The organism is Streptomyces sp. CA-288835, from assembly GCF_050936385.1.
Lineage (GTDB): Bacteria > Actinomycetota > Actinomycetes > Streptomycetales > Streptomycetaceae > Streptomyces.
Map to the genome: position 1 here is coordinate 5,813,672 of NZ_JBNJMW010000001.1, position 25,654 is coordinate 5,839,325.

Below are 25,654 nucleotides of genomic sequence, written 5' to 3' on the forward strand. Positions count from 1 at the left end.
CCTCACCCCGTTCCCTCCCCGCCGAGGGAAAGGTATCCGTCCCCGCCCAGCGCGATGTCGTAGTCGGACAGGACCGCGGTATCCGCCTCGTCCCCGATGCCGATGTCGTGCTGGAAGCGGTGGATCAGGCAGGCCGACAGGAGGTCCAGGGCCTGTCGGGCCGTGTGGCCGAGGCCCGGGTAGCGCTGGAGCCTGGTCACCTCGGCCAGGTCGTGGCGTCGTAGGGCACCCATGGTTCTGGAGGCGACCCAGTCCTGGGGCGTGAGGTCGTACAGGTTGACGGAGGTGCCCTCGCCCGCCACGGCGAGGACGTTGCCCTTGGGCGACAGGCGTGCGCAGGGCGGCTGTACGCGACCGGTGCCGACGAGTTCGATCCGCTCGTGTATGAGCTGGTGGGGCATAGGGGTGTCGGCCGTCGGTGGCACGGCGAGGATCTCCAGGTGTCCGTCGTTGACCGTCAGGAACCGGTGCAGGGAGGGCGACCAGGAGAGACCGGTCACGAGCGGGTCGCGGTACCACTGGGCGCCGGTCCAGAGCGGGGCCCCGGTCCAGACTTGGGCGGTGGCCGGTGTCCTGCCGGTGGTGAGCGGGTCGTGCCACACGCTCAGAGCACCGGAGCGCGAGATGCGGACCAGGGCGGAAGGCGAGAAAGCACTTTCCCGGCTGGGAGTCTGACTTTCGGTGCCGTGACGGCCGTACTCCAGCCTGTTGACCCTGCCGTCGGCCAGGTCGGCGACCACGACGTCCTCCGGGCCGAGAGCCGCGATCAGCCGGCCGTCGGGATGCACAGCGCTGACCCACGGATGCTTTCCGTACGACGGATGCCACCCGTACATCCCGCTAGGCAGGCGACTCTGGGTGAGCGGCCCGTCGCCCGCACCGATGAACACGTCGAACTCCGCGAACGACCGCCGCTCCGTACCCACCATGAACGCCAGATCCCCGGCGACACGCTCCAGCCCGCAGTAACGGCCGGCCCGGAAATCGAGCGCCCGCACCCCGCGGTCATCGGCGTGGTAGAGCTTCTTCCCGTCCGCCGGCCCGACCGCCCTCGAGTAGTCCTCGGCGACGATGACGGTGTCCGGGCCCACATGCACGACGTGGGTCAGGCGATGCGGGAATTCGGTGTGCAGCTGCGAGACCTCATTGCTGTGGACGTCAACGACTCCGGCCAAGAAGCGGCGATCCTGAAGGCTCGCGACAAAGGCGACTTGCCTCCCGTCCGAGGAGAAGTCGAGGGCATGGACGGCAAACGCCGTGAGGTCACCGCCGAGCGTGACCGGAATCGGCTCGATGCGCGACGGCATGGAGGACACGGCGCTCAGCCCGTCGTTGACGACCGCTGGGTTCGCGGTCCGCAGCGCCTCGAAGAGTTCGTGGTCCTCCGCGGCGGACGGCCGCCATCTGCCGAACACCCGGACCGTTGCGACGGCCTCGGGCAAGGTCATAAGCGGGACCAGGCGCCACAGCCGGTCCCACTCGCCCCGTTCTCTCAACTGTCGTACGAGATAACGCCGTTCACCAGCACTGACGGCGACGAAGTCCTGCCGTTCGGAACGCTGCCCGGCCAGCACCCGCAGCGTGTCGATGCCGCTGAGGGCGGTCATCGCGCGCCGCAACTCCGCCCGGTCCTCCGCCGACGCGCTGCGGTAGGCGAGGCCGAGGAGTGTCCCGTCGGGGTCCTGCGCTTCGTACTGCTCCTGCTGACCGGTGCGTACGAAGAACGCGGCGCGTTGCACCTCGTCGGCCGGGGCGAGATGGTGTGCGATGCAGAACTCCGTCGCGTCGCGGGAGCCGATGGCCGCCGCGCAGTACAGGTCGACGGCCTCCGCGTCGCTGAGAGCGAGCAGGCGGGTGCGGGCCAACTCGCCGACGGGGTGGTCGAAGCGTAGGGCGGTGTCCACCAGCAGACGCGAATCCACCGACGTCTTGTCGTCGCCGAGCGCCAGTCGGCTGATCGCACGCGTGCGGTAATCAGCCCTGGGCCCGGCGGGGAGGTTCCACTTCTTCAGCCGGGACCACAGCGCGGCATCGGGGTCGGCCTCGTTCAGCCACGTGTTCCACGCGAGGGCGACGACCCAGCCGGGAATCGTCGAGACATCGGCCCCCAACTCCGCCAGGACGGGGGAGTCCCAGCGCCGTACCGGTGTTCCGGCCCCCGACACTGACGGCCGCAGCCAGGCCGACCAGACGGCTTCGTGTCCCTTGGAGCTGATGACGTGGCCGAGGGCGCGTACGGCCGTCGGCTCACCGGAGTCCGCCGCGCGCAGCACCGTCTCCAGGGCCCAGCGGCCCGGTCGGGACAGTTCCCCGAGCGGCAGACGCAGCAGCAAGGAGGCGGTCCACAGCCGCATCAGCCTCACCCACCCCTCTCCGAGCGCTCACGGCCCGCAGCCCCACAGCGACACAGCCCCATCAGCGTCGTACAAGACCCCCGGGACCGGTCCCGGCGCCCGCCCACCCCCGCGCCAACTCCCCCCAAACCCTCAGCCCTTGATGCTCCCCGCCGTCAGCCCGCCCACGATGAACCGCTGGAAGATCGCGAAGACGCACACCACCGGAACGCAGACGACCGTCGCCGTGGCCATCAGTGCTCCCCACGCGGTCCCGTGCTGGCCGACGAAGGAGTTGAGGAGGACGGTGACGGGTTGTACGGAGGGCTCCTGGGCGAGGGTGAGGCCGAAGACGAACTCGCCCCAGCCGATGAGGAAGGACAGCCCGGCCACCGCCACCAGACCGGGCACCATGAGCGGCAGGACGATCCGGAGCAGTACGCCCATCAGCCCACAGCCGTCGACCAGCGCGGCCTCCTCCACGTCCCGAGGCACGCCCCGCAGCACCGGGCGCAGCACGATCACCGCGAAGGGGAGGGTGAGGGTGGTGTCTGCGGAGATCAGGCCGAGGTACGTGTCGTCGATGCCGGCCCGGCGTTCGAGGATGAACAGCGGGGCCGCCAGCACGATGCTGGGCGGCAGTTGGGCGACGAGCAGCGCGAGCACCATGGTGCCGGAGCCGCGCATCCGGACCCGGGCGAGTGCGTAGCTGAGGGGGACGCCGAAGAGCAGGGTGAGCGCGACGACTCCGCTGGAGATCACCAGGCTGTTGGAGAGGGCCTGGAGGAGGGCGTCGTCGTCCAGTGCCGCCGAGTAGTTCTCGGTGGTGGCCGGGGCGGGGATCCACTGCGGGGACTCGCCCAGAATCCGGTCCGGCTCCGTGAGGCTGGTGTTGAGCATCCAGTAGACCGGCAGCAGGAAGGCGGCGCAGATCAGCGTGGCGGTCGCGGTGAGCAGCCAGGGGCGGCGCGCCGGTTTCATACGGCCCCGTCCTCCCGTTCCTCCCGGCGCAGGCGCCGTACGTAGCCGATGCCCGCGAGCAGCGGTACGACGAGCAGCAGCAGTCCGGCAGCCGCTCCCTCGCCGAACCGGAAGAACCTGAAGAAGACCTCGTACACATAGAGGGACAGGACGGTGGTGGCGTCGACCGGGCCGCCGCCCGTCATCACGAAGATGAGGTCGAAGACCTTGAAGGTGTAGACGAGGCCGAGCAGCAGCACGGTCACCGAGACGGGCCGTATCAGCGGAAGCGTGATCCAGCGGAACCGCTGCCAGGCGCCCGCCCCGTCGATGGCGGCGGCCTCGTGCAGCTCCGGGTCGATGGTGTGCAGTCCGACCAGGAGCAGCAGCATGTTGAAGGGCACGCCGACCCATACGTTCGCGAAGACGACGCCGGCCAGGGAGGTGCCCGGGTCGATGAGCCAGTCGCGCGCCAGGGTGTCCGGGCCGATGGCGCGCAGCAGGGCGTTGTACGCGCCTGACTCGCCGTCGAGCATCCAGCGGAAGAGGGTGCCGCTGACGACCGGTGGCAGCAGCCACGCCACCAGGAGCAGTGACCGGAGCAGGCCGTTGAGCGGGAAGGGCCGGGCGAAGAGCAGGGCCAGGGCGAAGCCGATCGTGAACTGGAACAGCAGCGAGCCCACGGTGAACACCGCCGAGAGGCGGGCCGCGTGCCAGAAGTCCGGGTCGGAGACGGTGGCTTGGTAGTTCGCGAGCCCGTTGAATTGCGTGGCCCCGCCGAGTAGACCGCTCAGGCCCACGTCGTGCACCGAGGTCCAGGCGTTGTAGAGCAGGGGGTACGCCAGGAAGAGGGCGAGGAAGGCCAGGCCGGGGAGCGTGAAGAGATACCCGGTGCGTCTCAGGCGGGCCGAGGGCGTGCGGGACGGGCGTAGCGCGAAGGTGCGGTGTGAAGCGGTGGTACGGCGTCGTGCGGTCGTACGGGGTGGTCTCACCGCCGCTCCAGCGCCTCGTCGATCTTCCCGGCGGCGGTTCGCGCCGCGGCCGAGGGGGCGGCGGAGTCGGTGAGTACGGCCTGCTCGGCGTCGGCGACGGCACGGGAGATGTCCGGGTAGCCCGGCCCGTATGTGCGCGGACGGGCGAGGGACAGCTGGTCGAGGAAGAGCCGCTTGGCCGGTTCGGAGGCCCAAGTGCCCGCGTCGGCAAGGTCCTTGCGGGACGGGAGGTTGCCGAACGACTCCAGGTACGGCACCAGGACCGACCGGCGCTGCGTGTACTCCAGTACCTCCCACGCCTTGTCCTGTTTCTCGCTGTTCGCCATCACGACCCAGTTCTCGCCGCCGAGGCAGGTGGCGGACTCCTTGTCGCGGGGGAGGGCGACGACGCTCCACTCCAGATCCGTCGCCTTCTCCAAGGTGGGGATCTGCCACGGTCCGTTGATCTGCATCGCGGCGCGCCCGTCGATGAACCGGGTGTTGACGTCCTGCTGCGTCCAGCCCACGCACTGCTCGGACAGCGAGCCCTTGGCGACCAGGTCGTCGAGGAAGGCCAGCGCGGTCTCGCCGTCGGTGGCGAAGGTGTCCAGGTCGCCGCCGGTCTGCCACAGGAACGGCAGGAACTGGAAGACGCCCTCCTCGGTCCTGATCGCGCTCATCGCCAGGCCGAACCGTCTCCCGCTGGTCAACCGCTGTGCCGCGGCGGCCAGTTCGTCCCAGGTGGTGGGGGGTTTCACGTTCGCGGACCGGAGGATCTCGGTGTTGTAGTAGAGGGCGAGGCAGTTGCTGTTGGTGGGGATGCCCAGGGTCTTGCCGTCGACCTGGCAGCCGGCCCAGGGGCCCTCGTAGTACTGGTCTGCCTGCCCCCACTCCTCGACCCGCTCGGTGAGGTCGGCCAGCAGGTCGCTGCCGCCGAGGGAGTTCATCGATACGTTGTCGACGATGGCGATGTCCGGGAGGTCGCCGGAGACCGCGCCCAGGGTGATCTGCCGTTCCAGGTCGGCGAAGGGGAAGGTGCGGCGTCTGATGCGTACGTCAGGGACGCCCGCCTCGATGTCGTCGATGAGGGCTCTCATGCCGGGCTGGAAGTTCTCCAGGGTGAAGTAGTCCCACCAGGTGAGGGTGGTGGTGTCCCCGCGGCCCTGCTTTCGCTTTCCGGCGGCTTCGGTGGTTTCGGAGTTCCCGCAGGACGCGAGGGCCGCGGCCGTGCCGAGGGCGGCCGCTCCCGCCCCCGCGGCACGCAGAAACGCACGGCGGTCACATGCACGACAGTCAAGGGTGGACGGCATACGAGGCTCCCATCAGCGCAGCGCAGTTCGGGGAGCGGAACTCCCCTTCATGGACTCGTTCATGGAGTCGGCCCTTCATGGACTCGGCTCAGAGATTCATGAACGCATGTACTCGGGCTCAGAAATCGGAACCCGGGAAGTCCGGTATGTCGGGAAACTCGGGGAGTGCCGGCTCCGGCTCCGCACCGGGCACCGGCCTGCACCTGCCGGTACTCGCGCGCAGTGAGATCAGCGGCTTCAGCAGCACATGTCGGGGAGGCGCTTCGGGTGTGGTGAGCCGTTCCACCATCAGTTCGACGCCGACCCGGCTCATCTCCGAGGCGGGGATCTCGGCGGCGGTGAGCTCTGGCGTCACCTGCTCCGCCCAGCGTCCGGCCGCCACTCCGACGACGGAGAAGTCCCGGGGGACGGCACGGCCGTGCCGGGTGAGCCCGCGGTACAGACCGGTGAGGGCCGCCTCGTTCATGGTGACGACCGAGGTGGTCGCCGGGTCGTCCCGCAGGATCCGCTCCAATACCGCCTCGCCTCCGGCGGTGTCTTCGTCGCAGAGGTACGCGTGAGGGGTGAGCCCCAGCCGCGTCATGGCCTCGGTGTAGCCCTCCAGGGCCAGGTGCGCGAAGCCGTAGCCGCTCTCGAAGAGCTGCTGCGACCGATTGACGAAGGCGATCCGGCTGTGCCCCAGGTCAACGAGGTGCTGTACGCAACTGGCCGACAGCCCCGCGAAGTCCAGGTCGACCCATCCGGTCTCATCCGCCCGCCGGTTCCTGCCGATGGTGACGAACGGGAAGCCCGCCTTGGCGAGATGCTCGACCCGGTCGTCGTCCCGCCGGATCTCCATCACGATCAGCCCGTCCACCTGCCGCTCGGCGAGAATCCGCTGAAACGAGGGCTCGTCCTCGGACCCGCTCGGCGAGAGCAACAGGTCGTAGCCGTACTCCGTGGCGGCCTCGGCCACCCCGCCGATGAAGTCGAGCTGCATCCCGGTGTAGTGCCGGCCGCGACTGGCGGGCGGGTAGAGCAGCCCGAGGGTGTGGGTACGACCACTTACGGGGGCCGGTGCGTCGCCGCCGGACCCTGGCCCAGGACCGCCGTCCTCACGCTCCGGGCCGGCGCCCCCCGTCCCTCTCCCCGGCCCGCCCGTTTGTCCGCTCATCTTCAGCTGGCCGGGAGTGGTTGTTCGGCCCAGATTGTTTTGCCTGTGGCGGTCTGGCGGGTGCCCCAGCCCTGGGTGAGCTGGGCGACCATGTGCAGGCCGCGGCCGCCCTCGTCGAAGACGCGGGCGCGGCGCAGATGGGGCGCCGTGTTGCTGGCGTCGGAGACCTCGCAGATCAGGGCGCGGTCGCGGATGAGGCGCAGGCCGATGGGGACGGCTCCGTACCGGATGGCGTTGGTGACCAGTTCGCTCACCACCAGCTCGGTGATGAACGCCGCGTCCTCCAGACCCCAGGTCGCCAGTTGACGGGAGGTCTGGGCGCGGGCGGCGGCCACGATCGCCGGGTCCGACGGCAGGGCCCAGGCGGCGACCTGGTCGGCGTGCAGGGCGCGGGTGCGCGCGAGAAGGAGGGCCACGTCGTCGTCGCGGGTGTCGGGCAGCAGCGCCTTGAGGATGGCGTCGCAGGTGACGTCGAGCGAGGGCACGGGGGAGGCGAGGGACTTGCAGAGCCGGTCGATTCCGGCACCGATGTCATGGTCGCGGGCCTCGATCAGCCCGTCCGTGTAGAAGGCGAGCAGGGAACCCTCGGGCAGTTCGATCTCGGTCGACTCGAAGGGCAGCCCGCCGACCCCCAGCAGCGGCCCCGGCGAGAGCTCGACCAGGGTGACCGTGCCGTCGGGCCGCAGCACGGCGGGCGGCGGATGGCCGGCGCTGGCCAGGGTGCACACGCGCGAGACCGGATCGTAGACGGCGTACAGACAGGTGGCGCCAATCTCGCCGAACTCACCGGGGTCCGGCAGGTCCGCGGAGAGGATGTCGTCGTCCGAGGAGAGATGGGTGACCAGGTCGTCGAGGTGGGTGAGGAGCTCGTCCGGCGGCAGATCGACGTCGGCGAGCGTACGTACCGCCGTACGCAGCCGCCCCATCGTCGCCGAGGCGTGCAGCCCATGCCCGACCACATCCCCGACGACCAGCGCGACCCGCGTTCCGGACAGCGGCACCACGTCGAACCAGTCGCCGCCCACCCCGGCCCCCGAACCGGCCGGCAGATAACGGAACGCGACCTCGACCGCCGCCTGCTCGGGGAAGTCGCGCGGCAGGAGGCTGCGTTGCAGCGTGAGCGCGTTGCTGCGCTCGCGGGTGTAACGGCGTGCGTTGTCCACGCCGACCGCCGCCCGCCCCGCCAGCTCCTCGGCGAGCACCAGATCGTCCTCCTCGAAGCGCTCCGAGCACCGGCCCCGCGCGAACACGGCCACCCCGAGCGTGATCCCGCGCGCCCGCAGCGGAACCGCCATGAGCGAGTGGAAACCGTGCCCGCGTACGCTCGCGCTCCTGGCCTCGCTCTGCCCGATCCACCGTACGAAGTCGGGATCGTCAGCCCCGCTGAGCACCGCCCGCCCGGTGGCCAGACAGCGCGCCGGCGGCGAATACGGGGGATAGGTGTCGGCCTCGCCGAGGTCGACCGCCGCCTCGGGCGAGTCCTGGGAGCCGGAGGCGTGCGCGATGCGCCGCAGCTCCACGTCCGCGTCGACGGGTCCGGCGACCGGTTCGTCCCCGCGGGTCACGGAGTCGAGCAGGTCCACGCTGATGAAGTCGGCGAGCCGGGGCACGACCAGATCGGCGAGTTCCTGGGCGGTACGGGTCACATCCAGGGTCGTCCCGATACAGGTGCCCGCCTCGTTCAGCAGGGCCAGCCGCTGCCGCGCCCAGTGCTGTTCGCTGCTGTCGAACGTGGCGGTGCCGACCCCGCACACCCGGCCGGTGGCGGGATCCCGGACGGGCCACATCTCGGTGACGCGGGCGTGCTCGCGGAGGGCGGACCGGGCCGGTGTGGAGCGCTCGTAACGCGTCGGCGCCGCCTCCTCGGCGACCTGGTCGATATGCCGCAGGAACGCCTCGTCGCCCTCGTCGCCGGCGTCCTCTTCGTCCCCTCCGTCCTCTTCGGCTCCCTCGTTCGTGTAATCCTCGCCGCACTGTGCTGACGCGGCAGCGCGCCACCCGCCCGAGTCCTTGGTGAACGCGGACAGGGCGATCGAGGACTGAGAGAAGGCCCACTCCACCACCTCGCCGCCGTCCACTTCGCGGTCGTACGCCGGCGGGGACACGTCCGTGGCGGCGGTCACGAGGTACGCCTCGGTCTCGCCGTCCCGGTCCAGCGAGGGAATGGAGTGAAGCGCCAGGTCGAGGCGGTGACCGTCGTGGTGGCGGAGGGCTGCCGTGCCGCTCCATTCCCGCGAGGCGGCCAGGGCGTAACCGGTGGCGTCGGAGAGTCCCACCGTGGCGAGCAGTTCGGCCGCGCGATGCCCCACGATCTCCGGCGCGCTGTAACCCAGCAACCGGCGAGCTCCTTCGCTCCAGCCCGTGACGATGCCCTGTGGGCTGATGGTGGCGGTGGCGGTGCCGGCGGTGTCCATCGTTCGCTCAATTCGCGCCAGTCATGTCAGGGATAGTCCCGGTTAGTCCTCAGCGTGCGCGCTCAGGACTGAACGGACAAGTCGGACCCGCGTGTAGAACGAATGCGCCGAAGACCGTACGAGGCCCCTACGAAGACCGCGCACCGTGAGCGCATCCTCGTCGCCGTACGTACCCCGAAGGGGAGCCTGGATCGGCTGCCCGCTCCGGCCCGCCGACACAGCCTCCAACTCAAGGTGTACTTAAGACGTCCTTACCATTAACGGCTAGCATCGTCCCCGTTGTCGAGTGAGTGGGGTGGGCATTGTGTCGGTCGAACCGCGGATCGCTGTCGCCGTGGTGACCATGGGGAACCGGCCCGCGGAGGTCGAAGCGCTGCTGGTCTCGGTGGCCAAGCAGGACCTCCCGCCGGCCAGAGTCGTCATCGTGGGGAACGGCTGCCCCCTGCCCGAGTTCACCGGCCTCCCCTGCGAGGTCACGACCATCGAGCTCGACGAGAACCTCGGCTGCCCCGGCGGCCGGAACGTAGCGCTGCGGCAGCTGCGGGAGTTCGGCGACGTGGACGTCGTCGTGGAGCTGGACGACGACGGTCTGCTCATCGACACCGACGTCCTCAGCAAGGTACGGGACCTGTATGCCGCCGATCCGCGCCTCGGCATCGTGGCCTTCCGCATCGCCGACGAGCACGGCGAGACCCAGCGGCGCCATGTGCCCCGGCTCGGCGCCAAGGACCCCCTGCGCGGCGGACTTGTGACCGGCTTCCTCGGGGGCGCGCACGCCTTGTCGATGCGGATGCTGGCGGAGATCGGCGACTGGCCCGCGGAGTTCTTCTTCGCCCACGAGGAGACGGACCTGGCGTGGCGGGCCGCGGACGCCGGCTGGACCATCCGTTACGTACCCGAGCTGCTCCTCCAGCACCCCAAGACCTCACCTGCCCGGCACGCCATCTACCACCGAGTCACCGCCCGCAACCGCGTCTGGCTGACCCGCCGCCGCCTGCCCCTCCCACTCATCCCCGTCCACCTGGCCATCTGGACCGTACTGACCCTCCTGCGCACGCGCTCAGTCGGCGGCCTACGCGCCTGGTTCGGCGGCTTCGTGGAGGGCCTGAGGCAACCGGGCGGCGAACGACGCCCGATGCGCTGGCGAACGGTGTGGCATCTGGCTCGATTGGGGCGACCGCCAGTCATCTGAGGTCCGCGGACTTGGGCTGGCCTTGGTGAAGTGCGGTGCGCTATCGCGCCCTGTAAGGGGCGCGGGGAACTGCGCGACCAGCCCCCACCGGGCCGGCAGCCGAATAACTGCACCTCCAGCGGAGCTACTTCGCATCGGCGTAGCACTCCACCACCGCCGTCGTGAACGGAAACCGCACCGGCGTCTCGCCGAACGTCAGCCGACCCGCCAGGTCAGCCGCCTCCCGGATCGCCGCGACCACCGCGCCCGCCTCCTCGGCCGGACAGTGCACGATCACCTCGTCGTGCTGGAAGAAAACCAGCTCGGCGGCCAACTCCGCGCAGCTGCGCCGGAGCGCGGCGAGCAGCAGCAGCGCCCAGTCGGCGGCGCTGCCCTGGACAACGAAGTTACGGGCGAACCGGCCCCGCGCCCGGGAGTTGGTGGACGCGTACCCCGGCACCCACTCCTCCGTGTCGACGGCCTCGACAGGCGGCGCGTCCTGCGGAATCCCCGCCTCCTCGCCCGAGTCCGCGGCGCCCACCGCCGGAGGACACGTCCGCCCCAGCCACGTACGCACGAGCCGTCCCTCCTCGCCCGCCCGCGCCGCATCGTCCACATACGCGACGGCCCTGGGAAACCGGCGGCGCAGCGCGGCGAGGTTCTTCAGACCGTCCCCGGAGGTCTGGCCGTACACCGCGCCGAGCACCGCGAGCTTGGCCTGGTCGCGGTTGCCGGCGAAGGCGCGGTCGGAGACGGACTGGTAGAGGTCGGTGGCCCGGCCCGCGACCTCCATCAGGCCCGGGTCGCGCGAGATCGCGGCCAGTACGCGCGGCTCCATCTGATCGGCGTCCGCCACCACGAGCCGCCAGCCCGGGTCGGCGATCACAGCGCGACGGATCACCTTGGGGATCTGCAGCGCGCCCCCGCCATTGGTCACCCAGCGCCCGGTGACCGTCCCGCCCGGCAGGTACTCCGGCCGGAACCGCCCGTCCCGTACCCAGTCCTGCAGCCACGACCACCCATGGGCGACCCAGATCCGGTACAGCGTCTTGTACTCCAGCAGTGGCTTCACGGCCGGATGCTCGACGGCTTCGATCTCCCACCGCCGCGTGGACTTCACCTTGATCCCGGACTGCGCGAAGGCCTTGACCACATCGGCGGGCAGATCGGGCCGCACCCGGCGCCCGAACGCGGCCGACACCTCGTCCGTCAGCTCCGCAAGCCGCTTGGGCTCGCCCCCGCCCGCATACCGTTCGCCGAGCAGTTCGTGCAGCACATCGCGATGCACGTCCGCGCTCCACGGCAGCCCGGACGCGTTCATCTCGGCGGCCACCAGCGTCCCCGCCGACTCGGCGGCGGTCAGCAGCCGCACCCTCTCGGGGTACGCGGTCGCGTCGTGCCGCCGCTGCTGGTGCGCGTACACCTCTATGAGCTGTTCCAGCGGTACGTGTACGGGGCGCGGCTCGAACAGGGAGGACTGCGAGCCCGGTTCGGCGGAACGCTGCGGTGGATCCGGCGGTACGGGGCCGCCGCGCAGCCTGGCCAACGCGGCTGCGGCCGACCGGGGTTCGCCGAGTCGCCCCTCGTGGCCGAGCAGGAGGTTCTCGGCGACCTCAATGTCGTAACACCGCTCCACTCGGACGCCCGCGTCGAGGAGCCGGGGGTAGACCTCGCCCGTCGCCCGCCACACCCATCGGGCGACCTGCGGCCGGGTGCGCACGGCCGCGACGAGGTCCGGCTCCTTCAGGACCGGCCCTGCGGGCAACCCGTCCGGGCCGAGGGGGGCGAGCTCGGCTCCGCCTTCCTCGGCCGGCGCGAGAGCCCACCGGTCGCTCATGATGGCGAGTCTCGCAGGAGGGTCTGACAACGGGGTCGCGTCAGCGGGACGGCTGAGGGCCTGACAGGCCCGTGACCTGCCCGTTAATCCCTTCCCTCGGCCCTACTCAGGCCTCTTCCTGGAGGGCCTTCGTCACCTTCTCCAGCCACTTCGCGATGCTGGCCTCCGCGGCCGCCTTGTCCAGGCCCAGTCCGCTGAGGAGGCCCGTGCCGCCCTCGTGTTCCAGCAGCGCGAGCAGGATGTGTTCCGTGCCGATGTAGTTGTGGCCGAGCCGGAGGGCCTCGCGGAAGGTGAGTTCGAGGGCTTTCTTGACGTTGCTGTCGTAGGGGATGAGCGCGGGTACGTCATCGGCGCGCGGCGGCAGGGCGGCGGTCGCGGCCTCGCGTACGGCGTCCAGGGTGACGCCCTGTGCGGTGATGGCCTTTGCCCCGAGGCCCTCCGGCTCGGCGATCAGGCCGAGGATCAGGTGCTCGGGGCGGATCAGGTCGTTGCCCGCGTTCTTGGCCTCGTTCTGGGAGATGACCACCACGTTCCTGGCCCGTGGCGTAAAGCGGCTGAAGCCCTGGTTGGGGTCGAGGTCCGACTCCGCCTTCGGTACGAACCGTTTCTGGGCGGCCTGCCGGGTGACCCCCATGCTCTTGCCGATCTCCGTCCAGGACGCGCCCGAACGCCGGGCCTGGTCCACGAAGTGACCGATGAGGTGATCGGCCACGTCGCCGAGGTGATCCGCGGCGATCACCGCGTCCTGGAGCTGGTCGAGCGCGTCGGTGTGGACCTTCCTGATGGCTTCGATGAGGTCGTCGAGACGTACGGATGCCGTGACAGCTGAGTTCTCGGTCATGCGTCAACCTTAGGTTGACAGTAGAGGGGTGTCAACCCTGAGTTGACAGTCGTCTGGGCGGCTGCCCCCTCAGGATTCGGTGAATGCCTGTCGGCTGTGCACGAGCAATTCACGCAGGGCGGGGCTGTGCGTGCTCTTCCAGACCAAGGCGAGCAACGCTGATGTTTCGACGTCATCGATGGTGCGGGCGATGAGCCGGTCGCCGTAATTCGCGGCCATCGAGTCGCTGAGGATGGCGACGCCGAGCCCGCGGGCGGCGAGGTCGGCTATGGCATCCGCGGAACTGGCTTCCAACGCGATCGCGGGCTGGAGGCACTGTGCAGCACAGGCACGGTCGAATACCGTGCGCAGGCCTGTGCCGGGTGGCATGCAGACGATTGGGTGGACGGTCAGGTCGTGCAGAGTGACCCGCCGCCGTTTCGCGAGGGGGTGGCCGTCCGGAACTGCCACGACGAGCCGCTCGCTGATGATGGTCAGCGCGTCCAGTCCGTGTGGGGTGGGGGCTGCGGTCCCGATGAGAGCCAGGTCGATGGTGCCGGCGCGTACGCCCTCGACGAGCCGGTCGGAGTTGTCCTCCTGCAGCGAGATCTCCACACCGGGATGTGCCCGGTGGAAGGCGGCGAGAGCGTCGAACAGCGGTGTGACGGTGCAGCCGATGACCATCCCAACCGTGAGCCGACCCCGGATCAGGTCGGTCACCTCGCCCACCGCTTGGCCGACCGCACCGGCTGCGGCCAGCGCGGCGCGGGCGTGTTCCAGCGCGGCCTTTCCCTCGGCAGTAAGGGTGGCCGTGCGCGCTGACCGGTTGAACAACTCGGCGCCGAGTTCACGCTCCAACTGGCGGATCTGGGCGCTGACGCCGGACTGGCTGATGTGTACCCGCGCGGCCGCCCGAGTGAAGCTCTGTTCTTCGGCGACCGCGACGAAGTATTCCAACTGCCTCAGTTCCATGACTGGGAATTCTAGATTCCAGAAGAACCATCTGTTGGACTTCTGAACAGCGGGTGACCAGGCTGGAAAGCGCCGAAGCCCGACGCCAGGAGGTACCCGTGCCGGAGTACGAGAAGGCCATGCGCCCCGAAGACATCACCCGCTTGTTCGTCGAGCGGTCCAACGCCGGTGACGCGGCCGGGGTCGCCGCACTGTACGAAGAGGACGCAGTGCTGGCCTACCCGCCCGGTGACCAAACGGTGGGACGGGAAGCGATCCGCGCGCTGTGGGAAAAGGTGCTGGCCAACCGCCCCCACTTCGAGCCGGAACAACCGCTGCCAACGCTGGTCAGCGGCGACATCGCCCTCACCTCGACCCCGCCGAAGGACGGGTCCGGCGCCCGAGCCCAGGTCGTCCGCCGCCAACCCGACGGAAGCTGGCTGCGCCTGCTCGACCAGCCCGAGTTCGTCCCTCCCACCCGCTGAAGACCTCGGGCGACATCGCCGTCTTCGCGCTGAAGTTCGCGGTTGTTGCCCGGGCCTGCTACTTCGGCGAAGCCACCAGCAGTCGCACCGCGAGCCCCGTGAAGACCGTCCCGCTGAAGATGTTCAGCCCCCGGGCCACCCGCCGACTGCGGCGCAGCAGGTTGGAGAGGCGTCCGGAGAGCAGGCCGACCGAGGCGTCGACGGCGAATCCGATGACGACGAGGGTGACGCCGAGGATGAGGAACTGGCCCATGACGTGGCCGAGTTCGGGGTTCACGAACTGCGGCAGGAACGCCACGTTGAAGAGGATCACCTTGGGGTTGAGCAGATTGGTGACCGCCCCCTGCCAGAAGGCCCGCCGCCGGCCAGGCCCGACAGCGCCGCCCTCCTCGACCGGTACGGAGCGATCCCGGAACGCCTTGACCGCGAGGTAGAGCAGATACGCCGCTCCCACCCAGCGAAGCACGTGGTACAGGGTCGGCAGGGCGGTGAACAAGGCCGAGAGCCCCAGCATCGCGGCCACCGCATGCACCAGCATCGCGAACGCCACCCCGGCCGCCGCCATCACCCCCGCGACCGGCCCACCACGGCCGCCCATCGCCACGATGAACATCATGTCGGGCCCTGGACTCACAACCAACGCGAGTGCGGCCACCAGAAACGCTGCGTAAAGGGATGTGTCGACCATGCGCGCATGCTGCTCGCTGCCCCTATGGAGCGCGACCGAATTTCACGAGCTGAGACGACGCCTCCCGAACCGCCCTAGGGTCCGGCCTCACGCGACGTTCGGGGTCGGCCCGGTGGGCATCGAATCCTTGAGATCACTCACCGAACCTTCGTCTGTCGCAACGAGGGCAGGCGTAGCAAACGCCCCCATCGATCACAAGGTGGCGAAAGAGCCAGCTCCGTCCCCATTGCTGGCGTCAGACCATCGCGTGGATACGACGGGAACCTCAAGTGACACATCAATCTGAACCTGAGCGTACGGCCAGCTCAAACGACCGAGGCCGTGAATTGGTAAACGCGTCGAATAGCCCCTAAGAGGACATATAGGTTAAAACTCTCAGAACGTTGCGCATGCATGAGTTCCGGTATGCACGCAGGGGCTTGATCCACCCTTTCAAGCACTTAGGGAACCCACTTGGCTAGCCCTCGAAACGGGTCAACCAGCTGAGAGGGAGAAGTCGGTGCGAAGCCTGCGGAAACTTATTGTCAGTGTGGCCGCTGTTTCTCTGACGGTTATTGGGTTGAGCAGTGCGCCGGCCCACGCGGTTCCGTCGACGTCCGGTTCTCAAGTGGTCAACTTCGGGGACGCTGTGGAACCGGAGGCGACAGGTAAGTGGAGGATCCGAGTGTCGTTCTTTGGGCGACAAGGTGAGGACATTCCACTGCGGCAGGGGGACGCGAATTTCGGCTACGTACACATCCAGGACAGCCACCCCATCAACGACACTTCCCTGAACGGGTTCATCGACAAGACGCTGGAATCCGGTAACTATGGAAGGCCGCAGGACGGCAAGGTGGTGGTCAGGTACAACACCGGCACCGGAACGTTCCGGGTAGTCTTTACGGAGCGAGAGGACAGCCGTTCCCGGGATGGACGCCCGGTAGGCATCATCACGGCCTTCATGGAGTGACCTTCGAGAAGGAGGCAGGATTTTGGCAGATCAAGAGCCGGACGATGGACTACCACCACAAGAGTGGCTCGCCAGATTCCAAGGTTCCGCGGAAGAGAAGATCCGCAACCAGCTTTCCTCCGAAGAGGATTCCGGGGCGCTTCACGACCTAATTCTTGAGCATCGCGAGGACGGCGTATGGGCCAGTGCAACCTTCACGATGAACGCCGTTCCCCAGGTCACGTTCATCCGTAGTCAGCGGATAATGCCGGACTTGAGTTCGGGATGGGATCCAGAATTTGCCGCCATGCTGTTTGAGACTCACTTGATCGAGTGGTTTCACGTGGACGCCAAACGCAGAGCACCAGACTCCAGCGGTGTGGTCCGCAACTAACACCTCCGCGAATTCGGCATCGCCGCCGGGTCGAGGCCCAGGCAGGAGTGCAGGGCCGTGGTCAGGCGGGTGTCGAGGAGTTGGCGGTCGGAGAGGTTGTCCGATGGTGGGGGTACGAGGGCGAACGGGGCCGTCACGGTGAACAGAGTGCGGGCCAGGGCCGCGTCGTCCGGGCCGGGGCGCCACAGGTAGAGGCCTGCTTGGAGCCAGTGCAGGGCTCGGGTGTGCAGTGTCGTGGTCGGTCTTGTCAGGGCGGCGAGGAGGAGGTCGGGGCTGGTGCGGGCGGTCGCGCGGGTTACGGGGTGTTCGCGTAGCAGCCGGGCCGCGTGCACGATCTGCGCTGGTAGGCGGCAGGGCTGGGGCAGTGTGCCGCCGGTGCAGCCTGCCACGTCCAGCAGGCGGGCCAGTTCTGACTCGCAGGCCTTCTGGATGAGGAGTTGGGAGTCCGGCCAGTTTCGGTAGAGGTACTGGCGGCTGGTGGCGGCCCGTCGCGCGATCTCCGCGATGGGCGGACGGCGCGGGCCGTGCTCGGCCAGCGTGGCGAGTACGGCTCGGTAGACGGTGCCGACTCCCGGCGGCGCGTGGAGGCTCATGCGGGCAGCCTGCCGTGACGACGGCGGGACCGTGCCCGGAATGGCCGCAGCTCACCCAGAGGGGTAGAGGGGTAGGGGTGTGCGCGCGGAAATGTGACACATGGGGGTGCGAGTGTCACATTTTCGTGCGCAGGGTGGTGAGGAGGGGGGTCCAGGCGTCGCGGGTGACGGTGAGGGTCGGACCGCCGGGGTTCTTGGAGTCGCGGATGTGGATGGTGGTGGCGTGGGGGCAGGTGGCTATCTCGACGCAGTTGCCACCGCCGCCGTCGCTGTACGACGACTTGTGCCAGTCGTACGCGACTTCGAGGCAAGCGCCGCCGCTGTCATTGCTGTAGCTCGACTTGAACCAGCGAAGGGTTCCGGTGCCGGTCATCGTTCTTCTCCTGCCAACCTCTCGATGAGGCCCAGCGATTCATCGGGACTCAGTGCCTGTGCGCGGATCTTCGCATAGCGGTGCGCCAGTTGGGACACCTCTGGGGGATCGCTGACCAGAATCCCCTGGTCCTCGATCTCCAGATAGACGACGTGCTGGTGGTCCTGGGTCTCCACGTGCTTCATGGGGCCCCGGTCGCCCGCGTATGTTCCACGGAGCCCGCGCTCCAGAGACAGCACCTGCACGCAGACATTGTCCCTCTGTGCGTCCTCGACGAGCGACCGCAACTGCTCGCGCTGGATCTCCCAGCTGGCGAACGGCCGCCGCAGCACACTCTCTTCGAGGATCAGCTCGATCAACGGGGTCGGTTCCCGGTCGAAGAGGACCTTGCGGGCCAGTCTCGCCTCGACCAGCTCCTCGCGCTTCTGCTCGGACACCGGCGGATAGCTGCCGCCGATCAGCGCCCGCGCGTACTCCTCGGTCTGGAACAGGCCGTCGACGACCAGCGTCTCGTACGAGCAGATCGTGACCGCCTCGGCCTCCAGCTCCGAGAAGCCGCGGAAGCGGGCCGGGTACTTCTCCAACCGCATCAGCGCCCGCGCCTTCTCGAAAACCCCCAACCCACCCCCAAGCACCTCCTCCAGCTTGACGAGCATCTGATCGCTCGCGGGTTGCGCGCATGTCTCCATCGCGCTGATCGCCGCCGCCGTGTACCCGATCAGCTTCCCCAACTGCTCCTGTGAGAGGCCGCGTTGTTCACGCAGCGCCTTCGCCAGGGCGGCCACCATGCGCGCCGTACCGCCCGCTTCCGTCTTGTTCTCCGCCCGCGCCATTGCGGTCACCTCCGCACTCAACCGAAACCAACCGGTCCCAACCCGCCCCCACTCGCTCCCGACCGTGGCCGACCGGCAACTCAAAGTCATGGAAACGCTAGCCGCGCCTACGGAAACTGTCCGCATGAATACGCAAAGTGATGAGGCAAACCTCGACGAACCCCCACTCGACCCCGAGATCCCAGAACCCGACCCTGAGATCCCTGACGAAATCCCCGACGGGATCCCGGACTGGATCCCCGCCAGAGGCATCCAACTCCGCAAAGCCGGCGTCCAGTTCGACGCCGTACGCGTGGACGGCGACGAAGGCCGAGCCCTCGCCGACCGCCTCGCGCGGATGACCGGCGGCATCCCGGGCCCGGTGGTCGAGGAGGCGAACGGGCGGCGCGCGGTCTACTTCCTCGTGCCGGTCGGCAGTACGTCCTACCGGTCGTGGCCCGACGGAGTCACCCGTCTCACCGCCGGCCCGAACCGCGTCTCGTACATCCCGGTCCCCGCCCTCAACGGCCTCACCTGGCCGCTGACATGGCGTTACCGGCCGACGTCCCGCGACCACCTCGTACACGCACTGCTCCTGCGGGGCGCACTCCACCCCGAAGAGCCGTGACACGATCGAACACGTGAGTACGAGTACGCCCGGCACCGTGACCGTGGACCGCGCCTTCGAAGCCGCCCTCTACGCCAACACCGACTCGGCCCTCGACACAGGCGCGTCCCTGCTCGCCGCCGACCACTCGGCGGACGCCGAACTCGCCCAGCGCGGCGAGGAGTTCATCGCCACGGCCTGGCGGCGCGGCTGGCAGCCCGCGGACGTCGTACGGATCGTGCGACGCGAGCTGGACGAGACGCACGTACGCCTGGTGTCCGACCTGATCCTCAGCGCGGAGTCCCGCCACAAGCAGCCGCGCGGACGCCGATGGTCGGCCCAACTCGAAGACCTGGACCCCAGCACCGTACGAACGGAACGTACTGACCGCTTCTCGTACGCGACCGCCGTACTGGAGCTGTACCGGCTGCTCCTCCGCCTACCGCCCCTCGAACCACTCGAGGATCCGACCGCCAAGCCAACCCACAAGACACCGGGGGAGCGGCAGGCGCCCGAGTCCCGCATACTCCCCCGAATCCGCGCCCTCCTCGCCAAGGCGGAGGCGACCGGCTTCCCGGAGGAGGCCGAGGCGCTCACCGCCAAGGCGCAGGAGCTGATGGCGCGCCACAGCATCGACGAGGCCCTGCTCGCGGCGCGCACCCCCGCATCCGCCGACGCACCCGGCGCATGCCGGATCGGGATCGACCCGCCGTACGAGACGGCCAAGGCCACCCTCCTCGACGCGGTCGCCGCCGCGAACCGTTGCCGTTCTGTGTGGAACGAAGCCCTCGGCTTCTCCACGGTGGTCGGCTTCGAGCCGGATCTGGAGGCCGTCGAACTCCTCCACACCTCACTGCTCGTGCAGGCCACCGCCGCGATGACGAAGGCGGAGGCAGCGGCCCGCGCGTCAGGCCGCCGCCGTACGAAGACCTTCCGTCAGTCGTTCCTGGCGGCGTACGCCCACCGCATCGCCACCCGCCTGAAGTCCGCCACCGAAACCCAGGTGACCGAGGACCTCCTCCCGGTCCTCGCCACCCGCGAGGCCGCGGTCAGCGACCGAACGGACCGTATGTTCCCGGAGACCACCACGACCCGCCTGCGCGGCGTCAACGACGCGGCGGGCTGGACCCAGGGCGCCGAGGCGGCGGACCGGGCCCAGGTCGGACGACATCAGCAACTTCCCTGACCAGCAGGCATCGGAGGAAGAACTCAAGAACCCAAGCTCGCCGTAGGCAGCCCCTCAGGCCACTTCCCGTCCTCCGACCGCGTGTACGTCTCCTCGCCGAACCCCTCCCATGTGACCTTCATGGTCGAGGAGTTGACGGAGTCGATCACGCCCGCGGCCCGGTCCTTGTTGCCGTCGGTGCACTTCAGGGCGATCTTCTGCTCGCCCGATGCCCCGCCGGCGGTCCCACTGCACACGGACCCGCCCGTCGAGAACAGCGCGGCCTTCGAACCCTCGACCATCAACGCGACGAGCTTGCCCTCCTTCGAGGCGACCCAGCTGCCTTCCACCCCGTCGGCCCCGGCCGCACCCCCACCGGAACCACCGCCGGAGCCCCCGTCGGCGTCAGCCGAACTGGCCGCAGCGCTCGGCTGCGGGGACGAGGCCTCGTCCCCGCCCCTGTCATCGCTGCCGCTGCACCCGGTCAGGACGAGCGCGGCAGCCAGCCCCGCCGCCACGGACGCGATCCGCGCCTGCCTGCGCGAGAAGGTCGCCGAAGTCACTGAAGCCCCCAAGGGTCTGGCCGAAGAAGCGGGTCGCCGAACGACCACAAGCCGGTATCGACCGCAAGCTGGTAACGACCGCAAGCTACCAGTGCGTATACCAGGACCGTCTACCCAGGACCGACAGGACCGTAAGGAGCCGTCTACCAGGACGATTTGCGCACACCGGGCAGAAAGCCCGCGTGCGCCTGCTTCCGCAGATTGACCCGCGAGAGCCCGAAGTTGCGCAGGTATCCGCGCGGCCGGCCGTCCACGCTGTCCCGGTTGCGTACGCGCGTGGCGCTGGCGTCGCGCGGCTGCCTGCGCAGTTCCTCCTGGGCGGCGAGCTTTTCGGCCTCCGAGGAGGACGGCCGGCGGATGATCTCCTTCAGCTCGGCGCGGCGGGCGGCGTACCGCGCGACGATTTCCTGGCGCTTCTCGTTCTTCGCGATCTTGCTCTTCTTTGCCATCAGACCTTCACCCCACGGGCACGAATCCTGGCCACGGCCGCCTCGATGCCGATCGTGTCGACGGTCTTGATCCCCTTCGTACTGAGCTTCAGCCGTACGTACCTGCCCTCGCTCGGCAGCCAGTAGCGCTTGCTCTGGATGTTGGGGTCGAAGCGGCGGGACGTACGCCGATGGGAGTGGGAAATGGTGTTGCCGAAGCCGGGTTGGGCTCCGGTCAGCATGCAGTGGGCGGACATGGTGACGTACCTCTCTGGTTCGCTTTGCGACCCGTTATTGGAAACGGGACCCGTTTTCATATACTAGCCGCATGGCACGCAACGAACTCCGTCCGGTCATCAAACTCCGGTCCACGGCCGGGACCGGCTACACGTACGTCACACGCAAGAACCGGCGTAATGACCCCGACCGGCTGACCCTGCGCAAGTACGACCCCATGGTGGGCCGCCACGTCGACTTCCGAGAGGAGCGCTGATCCCGATGCGTGAGGGGATTCATCCGGCGTACGGCCCTGTCGTCTTCCGCGACCGTGCCGCCAACCACGCCTTCCTGACCCGCTCGACCATGACGAGCGAGAAGACCATCGAGTGGGAGGACGGCAACACGTACCCCGTCGTCGACGTCGAGATCTCGAACGTCAGCCACCCCTTCTACACGGGCACGGCCCGCGTGCTGGACACGGCGGGCCGCGTGGAGCGCTTCGAGCAGCGGTACGGGAAGCGCGGGGGCCGCTGATGCTGTCCGTCGCCATCGTCGGCGGACTGCACGCCGATGCCCGCAGGGCGGCCGTCGACCGGCTGCTCGCGGACGTGCCGGGGGCCGTCGCGCTGCATCACGACCTCGCGACCGCCGTACAGGGCACGGTCGTCCGGACGATCCGCAACAGCGACGGGCCGGTGTCGATCGGTGAGGCGCAGCTCGTCAACGACTGCGCCTGCTGTGCGCTGCGCGAGGACCTGGTGCCCGAGCTGGAGCGGCTCGCGGAGGACGGGACGACCCGGCTCGCGGTCGTGGAGCTGTGGGAGTCGGTCGAGCCCAAGGCGATGGCCGAGGTCGTCTCGGGCGCCGGGCTCCGGCTCACCGGCGTGATCACGGCGGTCGACCCCGCGCTGGTGCTGCCGTATCTCGGCAACGGCGACGATCTCGCGGAGGCCGGCCTCGCCGCTGCCGCCACCGACCAGCGCACGATCGCGGACACGTTCGCGCGTCAGCTGGAGTACGCGCCCGTGCTCGCCGTCGTCGAGTCCGAGGCGGCCGATGACGAGGACCGGGCGCTGCTGGCGCAACTCCATCCGACTGCCCGCCAAGTCCCGCTCGGCCACGGTGACTTGGCGGGTGCCGCGCTGGCCGGCTTCGACGTGGATGCCGCCGCCGCTGCCCAGCACCCGGCTTGTGCACTGCTGCCGGCCGAGGCCGACGAGTGCGGTGTCTCCACCTTCGTATGGACCCGTCGGCGTCCTTTCCATCCGGAGCGGCTGTATGCGGCGCTGGAGGATCTGACCTGTGCCGCGGCCCGCAGTCGCGGGCGGTTCTGGCTGGCGGACCGGCCCGACACCCTGCTGCACTGGGACGCGGCCGGGGGTGCCCTGTGTGTGGAGAACGCGGGGCCCTGGCTGGCCTCGCTGCCGGACGCGGCCTGGGAGATGGTGCCGCCGGTGCGGCGCGCCGCGGCGGCCCTCGACTGGCACCCGGAGCACGGCGACTGCTGCCAGCACCTGGTCTTCACCTCCCCGGGCCTGGACCGCGAGGGCCTTGAACGGGTCCTGGAGTCCTGCCTGTTGACCGAGGCGGAGTACGCGGCGGGCCGCACCGCCTGGAAGCAGCTCCCGCCCGCCTTCGACACCCTCCTGGAGGTCTGACCCCATGCCCCGCAAGCCCGAGCGCAAGCCCCAGAAGGCCCGTCCCAACCCCCTGGACGTGGCCGGGATCACGTACATCGACTACAAGGACACCGATCTGCTGCGGAAGTTCATCTCGGACCGGGGGAAGATCCGCAGCCGCCGGGTCACCCGGGTTTCTTCCCAGCAGCAGCGGCAGTTGGCGCGCGCGATCAAGAACGCACGGGAGATGGCGTTGTTGCCGTACGCGTCACGGTAGTCACGCGCCGTCTCAACGGCCCTTCACCAGCGGTGTTCCTGCCGCGGGTGGAGGGCCGCTGTCGTTGACGGCCGGTCAGTTCGGCGACCGTTCAATGGAACACAAACCGTGCGAGATACGTCTGTTCCTACAGAACGAGGGATTCGACCCGTACGAGACCAGTACGGGACCAGTGCGAGGCCAGTGCGAGACCGGCACGAGACCAGTACGGGGCCGGAGGCCGCATGCCATGCGATCTCCGGGGCAGGCGCCTGGTACGGCTGTGAACGTGTGAGGCGTGCGTGGGCGCTGTAACCGCAGGACCACCGCGCGTGCACGTGCATCTGCCCATGCATCCGCACGTGAAGAGGGCTATGATCCGGGTCAATTGACCACTGCACCACTGGCACCAACAACGCCAACTGCGTCACCGGGGAGCGACCTGTGGACCACGACGTGTACAACGGCATGGCTGCCACGGAGCTGTATGGGGCGGCCTGGCAGAAGAGCAGGCACAGCAACTCCCAGGGCTCCTGCGTGGAGTTCGCCCGGCTGCCCGGAGGCGAGGTGGCGGTGCGCAACTCGCGCTTCCCGGACGGGCCCGCGCTCGTCTACACGCGCGCCGAGATCGAGGCCATGCTCCTGGGTATCAAGGACGGCGAGTTCGACCACCTGGTGGCGGGCAACTGAGGGCGATCGCCCACTCGCGCACCGTAACGCGCGTAGAACCGCGGCCCGAAAAAACGCCGCGGTTCCTCAGCCGGCCGTATGGAGGCGGAACAGTGCCCAGACGACCTTGCCGTTGAGCGTGCCCGCGAGCGGGTGCCAGCCCCAGCTGTCCGCGAACGAGTCCACCAGGAACAGTCCGCGCCCCGACTCCGCCGAGCAGTCGTCCGAGTCGCGCGCCTCCGGGCTGTCGTGACTGGGGTCGCGCACGGCGCACACGAGTCTTCCGGTCCAGTGCATCAAGTGCAGCCGCACGGGCGGATCCTGCTCGGGTGCGCGCGGGGTGTCCGACGGGAGCGCATGCCGCAGCGCGTTGGTGACCAGTTCCGAGACCACCAGGCAGACGTCGTCGAAGCGGTCGCCTATGTCCCACTCGTCCAGAGTTCCGCGCGTGAACTTCCGTGCGTCGCGCACCGCTTCGTAGCGGGCGGGCAGAGCACAGGACGCGGCGTTGGACACGGCCGCGGGATCCAGCGGCGGAAGCCCCTGCCTTAACGGCTCGAGCATGGTCGATCCATTCGTCCCCATGCGAGGCACTCCCGGGAATTCGCGGTCGTTGCGATGCAGCGGTGGCGCGGGACCATGGTTCCGAATGCTTACGGCAGATGCAAGGGCAGATGCACGTGCACGCGCCTGAATTGGACCTTGACGTACCACTTCTTGCTCATTTTTTCCGCCATCTTCTTGCCGTTTTCTTGCCGTTGACGCCCCTCAGGCCTCTCTCAGAACCCCCTCCGACCCTCCTTCCCCCCTCCCTCTGGCCGGTCTTCGCCTTGCCACTTCCTGTCCAACCGCCCCGCAGGTCTTGCCGTTTGTGTAACCGAACGAGTACACCGAGGAGTGATTTAGTGGCAGACTGCGGCCCCTGAGGACGGTTGGGGAGGCTGACGAACGTGAGTGCGCAAGAGTCGGGATCGGTGGTACGTCGCATGCTGCTCGGCTCGCAACTCAGGCGGCTGCGGGAGTCGCGCGGGATCACCCGGGAGGCGGCCGGGTACTCGATTCGTGCCTCCGAGTCGAAGATCAGCCGCATGGAGTTGGGGAGGGTGAGCTTCAAAACGCGTGACGTCGAGGATCTGTTGACGCTGTACGGCATCACCGACGAGACGGAGCGCAACTCACTGCTCTCCCTCGCCAAGGAGGCCAACGTCGCGGGCTGGTGGCACAGTTACTCGGACGTGCTGCCCACCTGGTTCCCGACCTACGTCGGCCTGGAGGGCGCCGCTTCCCTGATCCGGTCGTACGAAGTGCAGTTCGTGCACGGCCTGTTGCAGACCGAGGCGTACGCGCACGCGGTCGTCGAGCGCGGGATGAAAAACGCCAGCGTCTCCGACATCGACAAGCGGGTGGCACTGCGCATGGAACGCCAGAAGTACCTGGTGTCCGAGAACGCCCCGGACTTCCATGTCGTACTCGACGAAGCGGCGCTGCGACGTCCGTACGGCGACCGGAAAGTGATGCGGGGTCAGCTCAAGCACCTGATCGAGATCTCCGAGCGACCGAACGTACGGCTTCAGGTCATGCCGTTCAGCTTCGGCGGACATGCCGGCGAGAGCGGCGCCTTCACGGTGCTCACCTTCCCCGAGTCCGATCTGTCCGACGTGGTCTATCTGGAGCAGCTCACCAGCGCGCTGTATCTGGACAAGCATGAGGACGTCACGCAGTACGGGAAGGCGATGCAGCAGCTCCAGGACGACAGTCCGGGGCCGAACGAGAGCCGGGACGTGCTGCGGGGCCTGCTTCAGCTTTCCTGAGCTTTCCTGAGAGCCCACTTCCTTGAATGTTTCACAGGTTCTCCCAGTTGTGTCCCAAGTCCCTTAGGGCACAAGTACGATGACGCGTGATCAGACCTTGACCATGAATCGGGGATTGAGGGTC

At 68.8% G+C, this 25,654-nt stretch carries 29 protein-coding genes; 12 read left to right on the plus strand and 17 right to left on the minus strand.

Annotated features, from left to right (window positions below; translation table 11 throughout):
- Positions 1–2 precede the first annotated feature (2 nt).
- The 6 genes from ACQEVY_RS26470 to ACQEVY_RS26495 form a co-directional block, all read right to left on the minus strand.
- Complete coding sequence (locus tag ACQEVY_RS26470; RefSeq protein ID WP_432951933.1) at positions 3–2,354, minus strand: hypothetical protein; 2,352 nt, start codon at positions 2,352–2,354, stop codon at positions 3–5.
- Between the two features lie 132 nt (positions 2,355–2,486).
- Positions 2,487–3,314 (minus strand): carbohydrate ABC transporter permease, encoded by an 828-nt coding sequence (locus ACQEVY_RS26475; protein WP_432951934.1) that lies wholly within the window; start codon positions 3,312–3,314, stop codon positions 2,487–2,489.
- The gene (locus tag ACQEVY_RS26480) at positions 3,311–4,285 is read right to left on the minus strand and encodes a carbohydrate ABC transporter permease (protein WP_432951935.1); all 975 of its coding nucleotides are present in this window, start codon (positions 4,283–4,285) and stop codon (positions 3,311–3,313) included. Before ACQEVY_RS26480 ends, ACQEVY_RS26475 begins: the two co-directional genes overlap by 4 nt.
- Positions 4,282–5,574 (minus strand): ABC transporter substrate-binding protein, encoded by a 1,293-nt coding sequence (locus ACQEVY_RS26485; RefSeq protein WP_432951936.1) that lies wholly within the window; start codon positions 5,572–5,574, stop codon positions 4,282–4,284. The genes ACQEVY_RS26480 and ACQEVY_RS26485 overlap by 4 nt, the downstream gene beginning before the upstream one ends.
- Positions 5,575–5,692: 118 nt before the next feature.
- On the minus strand, positions 5,693–6,595 hold the full coding sequence (locus ACQEVY_RS26490) for a LacI family DNA-binding transcriptional regulator (protein WP_432955402.1): 903 nt from the start codon (positions 6,593–6,595) through the stop codon (positions 5,693–5,695).
- Between the two features lie 134 nt (positions 6,596–6,729).
- Positions 6,730–9,141, minus strand: a complete 2,412-nt coding sequence (locus ACQEVY_RS26495) for a SpoIIE family protein phosphatase (protein WP_432951937.1) — start codon at positions 9,139–9,141, stop codon at positions 6,730–6,732.
- Positions 9,142–9,484: 343 nt separating this feature from the next.
- Between ACQEVY_RS26495 and ACQEVY_RS26500 the strand changes: the two genes are divergently transcribed.
- Positions 9,485–10,333, plus strand: coding sequence for a glycosyltransferase family 2 protein (locus ACQEVY_RS26500; protein ID WP_432955404.1), 849 nt, complete (start codon positions 9,485–9,487; stop codon positions 10,331–10,333).
- A 124-nt stretch (positions 10,334–10,457) separates the two neighbouring features.
- Here the strand turns inward: ACQEVY_RS26500 and ACQEVY_RS26505 are convergent, their stop codons facing one another.
- The 3 genes from ACQEVY_RS26505 to ACQEVY_RS26515 all read right to left on the minus strand — a co-directional run bounded on the left by ACQEVY_RS26505 (position 10,458) and on the right by ACQEVY_RS26515 (position 13,941).
- Positions 10,458–12,149, minus strand: coding sequence for a bifunctional 3'-5' exonuclease/DNA polymerase (locus tag ACQEVY_RS26505; RefSeq protein ID WP_432951938.1), 1,692 nt, complete (start codon positions 12,147–12,149; stop codon positions 10,458–10,460).
- Positions 12,150–12,255: 106 nt separating this feature from the next.
- On the minus strand, positions 12,256–12,990 hold the full coding sequence (locus ACQEVY_RS26510; RefSeq protein ID WP_432951939.1) for a Clp protease N-terminal domain-containing protein: 735 nt from the start codon (positions 12,988–12,990) through the stop codon (positions 12,256–12,258).
- Positions 12,991–13,059: 69 nt separating this feature from the next.
- Positions 13,060–13,941: a LysR family transcriptional regulator gene (locus tag ACQEVY_RS26515; protein WP_432951940.1), complete on the minus strand. Its 882-nt coding sequence runs from the start codon at positions 13,939–13,941 to the stop codon at positions 13,060–13,062.
- Between the two features lie 98 nt (positions 13,942–14,039).
- On the opposite strand from ACQEVY_RS26515, the gene ACQEVY_RS26520 reads away from it, so the two are divergent.
- Entirely contained in the window at positions 14,040–14,405 is a 366-nt protein-coding gene (locus ACQEVY_RS26520; RefSeq protein WP_432951941.1) for a YybH family protein, read from the plus strand.
- Positions 14,406–14,463: 58 nt separating this feature from the next.
- Here the strand turns inward: ACQEVY_RS26520 and ACQEVY_RS26525 are convergent, their stop codons facing one another.
- On the minus strand, positions 14,464–15,093 hold the full coding sequence (locus tag ACQEVY_RS26525) for a LysE family translocator (RefSeq protein WP_165338556.1): 630 nt from the start codon (positions 15,091–15,093) through the stop codon (positions 14,464–14,466).
- A gap of 499 nt (positions 15,094–15,592) precedes the next feature.
- Here ACQEVY_RS26525 and ACQEVY_RS26530 point away from each other — a divergent pair, with 499 nt between their 5' ends.
- Together ACQEVY_RS26530 and ACQEVY_RS26535 are read left to right on the plus strand one after the other, a co-directional pair.
- Positions 15,593–16,042: a hypothetical protein gene (locus ACQEVY_RS26530; protein WP_432951942.1), complete on the plus strand. Its 450-nt coding sequence runs from the start codon at positions 15,593–15,595 to the stop codon at positions 16,040–16,042.
- Positions 16,043–16,064: 22 nt separating this feature from the next.
- Entirely contained in the window at positions 16,065–16,415 is a 351-nt protein-coding gene (locus ACQEVY_RS26535; protein WP_432951943.1) for a hypothetical protein, read from the plus strand.
- On the opposite strand, the gene ACQEVY_RS26540 is transcribed toward ACQEVY_RS26535, so the two are convergent.
- The 3 genes from ACQEVY_RS26540 to ACQEVY_RS26550 form a co-directional block, all read right to left on the minus strand.
- Complete coding sequence (locus ACQEVY_RS26540; protein ID WP_432951944.1) at positions 16,412–17,008, minus strand: TetR/AcrR family transcriptional regulator; 597 nt, start codon at positions 17,006–17,008, stop codon at positions 16,412–16,414. The two genes, ACQEVY_RS26535 and ACQEVY_RS26540, sit on opposite strands and share 4 nt — an antisense overlap.
- A gap of 115 nt (positions 17,009–17,123) precedes the next feature.
- Positions 17,124–17,381: a DUF397 domain-containing protein gene (locus ACQEVY_RS26545; protein ID WP_432951945.1), complete on the minus strand. Its 258-nt coding sequence runs from the start codon at positions 17,379–17,381 to the stop codon at positions 17,124–17,126.
- On the minus strand, positions 17,378–18,223 hold the full coding sequence (locus ACQEVY_RS26550; RefSeq protein ID WP_432951946.1) for a helix-turn-helix domain-containing protein: 846 nt from the start codon (positions 18,221–18,223) through the stop codon (positions 17,378–17,380). Before ACQEVY_RS26550 ends, ACQEVY_RS26545 begins: the two co-directional genes overlap by 4 nt.
- Before the next feature lie 115 nt (positions 18,224–18,338).
- On the opposite strand from ACQEVY_RS26550, the gene ACQEVY_RS26555 reads away from it, so the two are divergent.
- A complete protein-coding gene (locus tag ACQEVY_RS26555; RefSeq protein WP_432951947.1) occupies positions 18,339–18,821 on the plus strand; it encodes a hypothetical protein in 483 nt (160 codons plus the stop codon).
- A 13-nt stretch (positions 18,822–18,834) separates the two neighbouring features.
- Positions 18,835–19,986 (plus strand): DUF2786 domain-containing protein, encoded by a 1,152-nt coding sequence (locus tag ACQEVY_RS26560; RefSeq protein WP_432951948.1) that lies wholly within the window; start codon positions 18,835–18,837, stop codon positions 19,984–19,986.
- Between the two features lie 23 nt (positions 19,987–20,009).
- Here the strand turns inward: ACQEVY_RS26560 and ACQEVY_RS26565 are convergent, their stop codons facing one another.
- From ACQEVY_RS26565 to rpmB, 3 genes are all read right to left on the minus strand, one after another.
- Positions 20,010–20,528, minus strand: coding sequence for a hypothetical protein (locus ACQEVY_RS26565; RefSeq protein WP_432951949.1), 519 nt, complete (start codon positions 20,526–20,528; stop codon positions 20,010–20,012).
- A 143-nt stretch (positions 20,529–20,671) separates the two neighbouring features.
- Positions 20,672–20,977 (minus strand): 30S ribosomal protein S14, encoded by a 306-nt coding sequence (gene rpsN, locus ACQEVY_RS26570; protein ID WP_165338561.1) that lies wholly within the window; start codon positions 20,975–20,977, stop codon positions 20,672–20,674.
- Positions 20,977–21,213 carry a 50S ribosomal protein L28 gene (gene rpmB / locus ACQEVY_RS26575; RefSeq protein ID WP_432951950.1) on the minus strand — a complete coding sequence of 79 codons (237 nt, stop codon included), beginning with the start codon at positions 21,211–21,213 and terminating at the stop codon, positions 20,977–20,979. Before rpmB ends, rpsN begins: the two co-directional genes overlap by 1 nt.
- A 71-nt stretch (positions 21,214–21,284) precedes the next feature.
- Here rpmB and rpmG point away from each other — a divergent pair, with 71 nt between their 5' ends.
- From rpmG to ACQEVY_RS26600, 5 genes are all read left to right on the plus strand, one after another.
- Positions 21,285–21,449 (plus strand): 50S ribosomal protein L33, encoded by a 165-nt coding sequence (gene rpmG, locus ACQEVY_RS26580; protein WP_009297985.1) that lies wholly within the window; start codon positions 21,285–21,287, stop codon positions 21,447–21,449.
- Positions 21,450–21,454: 5 nt separating this feature from the next.
- Positions 21,455–21,709 (plus strand): type B 50S ribosomal protein L31, encoded by a 255-nt coding sequence (locus ACQEVY_RS26585; protein ID WP_328770779.1) that lies wholly within the window; start codon positions 21,455–21,457, stop codon positions 21,707–21,709.
- Positions 21,709–22,833 carry a CobW family GTP-binding protein gene (locus ACQEVY_RS26590; RefSeq protein ID WP_432951951.1) on the plus strand — a complete coding sequence of 375 codons (1,125 nt, stop codon included), beginning with the start codon at positions 21,709–21,711 and terminating at the stop codon, positions 22,831–22,833. The genes ACQEVY_RS26585 and ACQEVY_RS26590 overlap by 1 nt, the downstream gene beginning before the upstream one ends.
- Positions 22,834–22,837: 4 nt before the next feature.
- Positions 22,838–23,071 carry a 30S ribosomal protein S18 gene (rpsR, locus tag ACQEVY_RS26595; protein WP_432951952.1) on the plus strand — a complete coding sequence of 78 codons (234 nt, stop codon included), beginning with the start codon at positions 22,838–22,840 and terminating at the stop codon, positions 23,069–23,071.
- A 447-nt stretch (positions 23,072–23,518) separates the two neighbouring features.
- The gene (locus tag ACQEVY_RS26600; protein ID WP_165338625.1) at positions 23,519–23,740 is read left to right on the plus strand and encodes a DUF397 domain-containing protein; all 222 of its coding nucleotides are present in this window, start codon (positions 23,519–23,521) and stop codon (positions 23,738–23,740) included.
- Positions 23,741–23,806: 66 nt separating this feature from the next.
- On the opposite strand, the gene ACQEVY_RS26605 is transcribed toward ACQEVY_RS26600, so the two are convergent.
- Positions 23,807–24,304: an ATP-binding protein gene (locus ACQEVY_RS26605; protein ID WP_432951953.1), complete on the minus strand. Its 498-nt coding sequence runs from the start codon at positions 24,302–24,304 to the stop codon at positions 23,807–23,809.
- Between the two features lie 401 nt (positions 24,305–24,705).
- On the opposite strand from ACQEVY_RS26605, the gene ACQEVY_RS26610 reads away from it, so the two are divergent.
- Positions 24,706–25,530, plus strand: a complete 825-nt coding sequence (locus ACQEVY_RS26610) for a helix-turn-helix domain-containing protein (protein WP_432955405.1) — start codon at positions 24,706–24,708, stop codon at positions 25,528–25,530.
- Positions 25,531–25,654 lie beyond the last annotated feature (124 nt).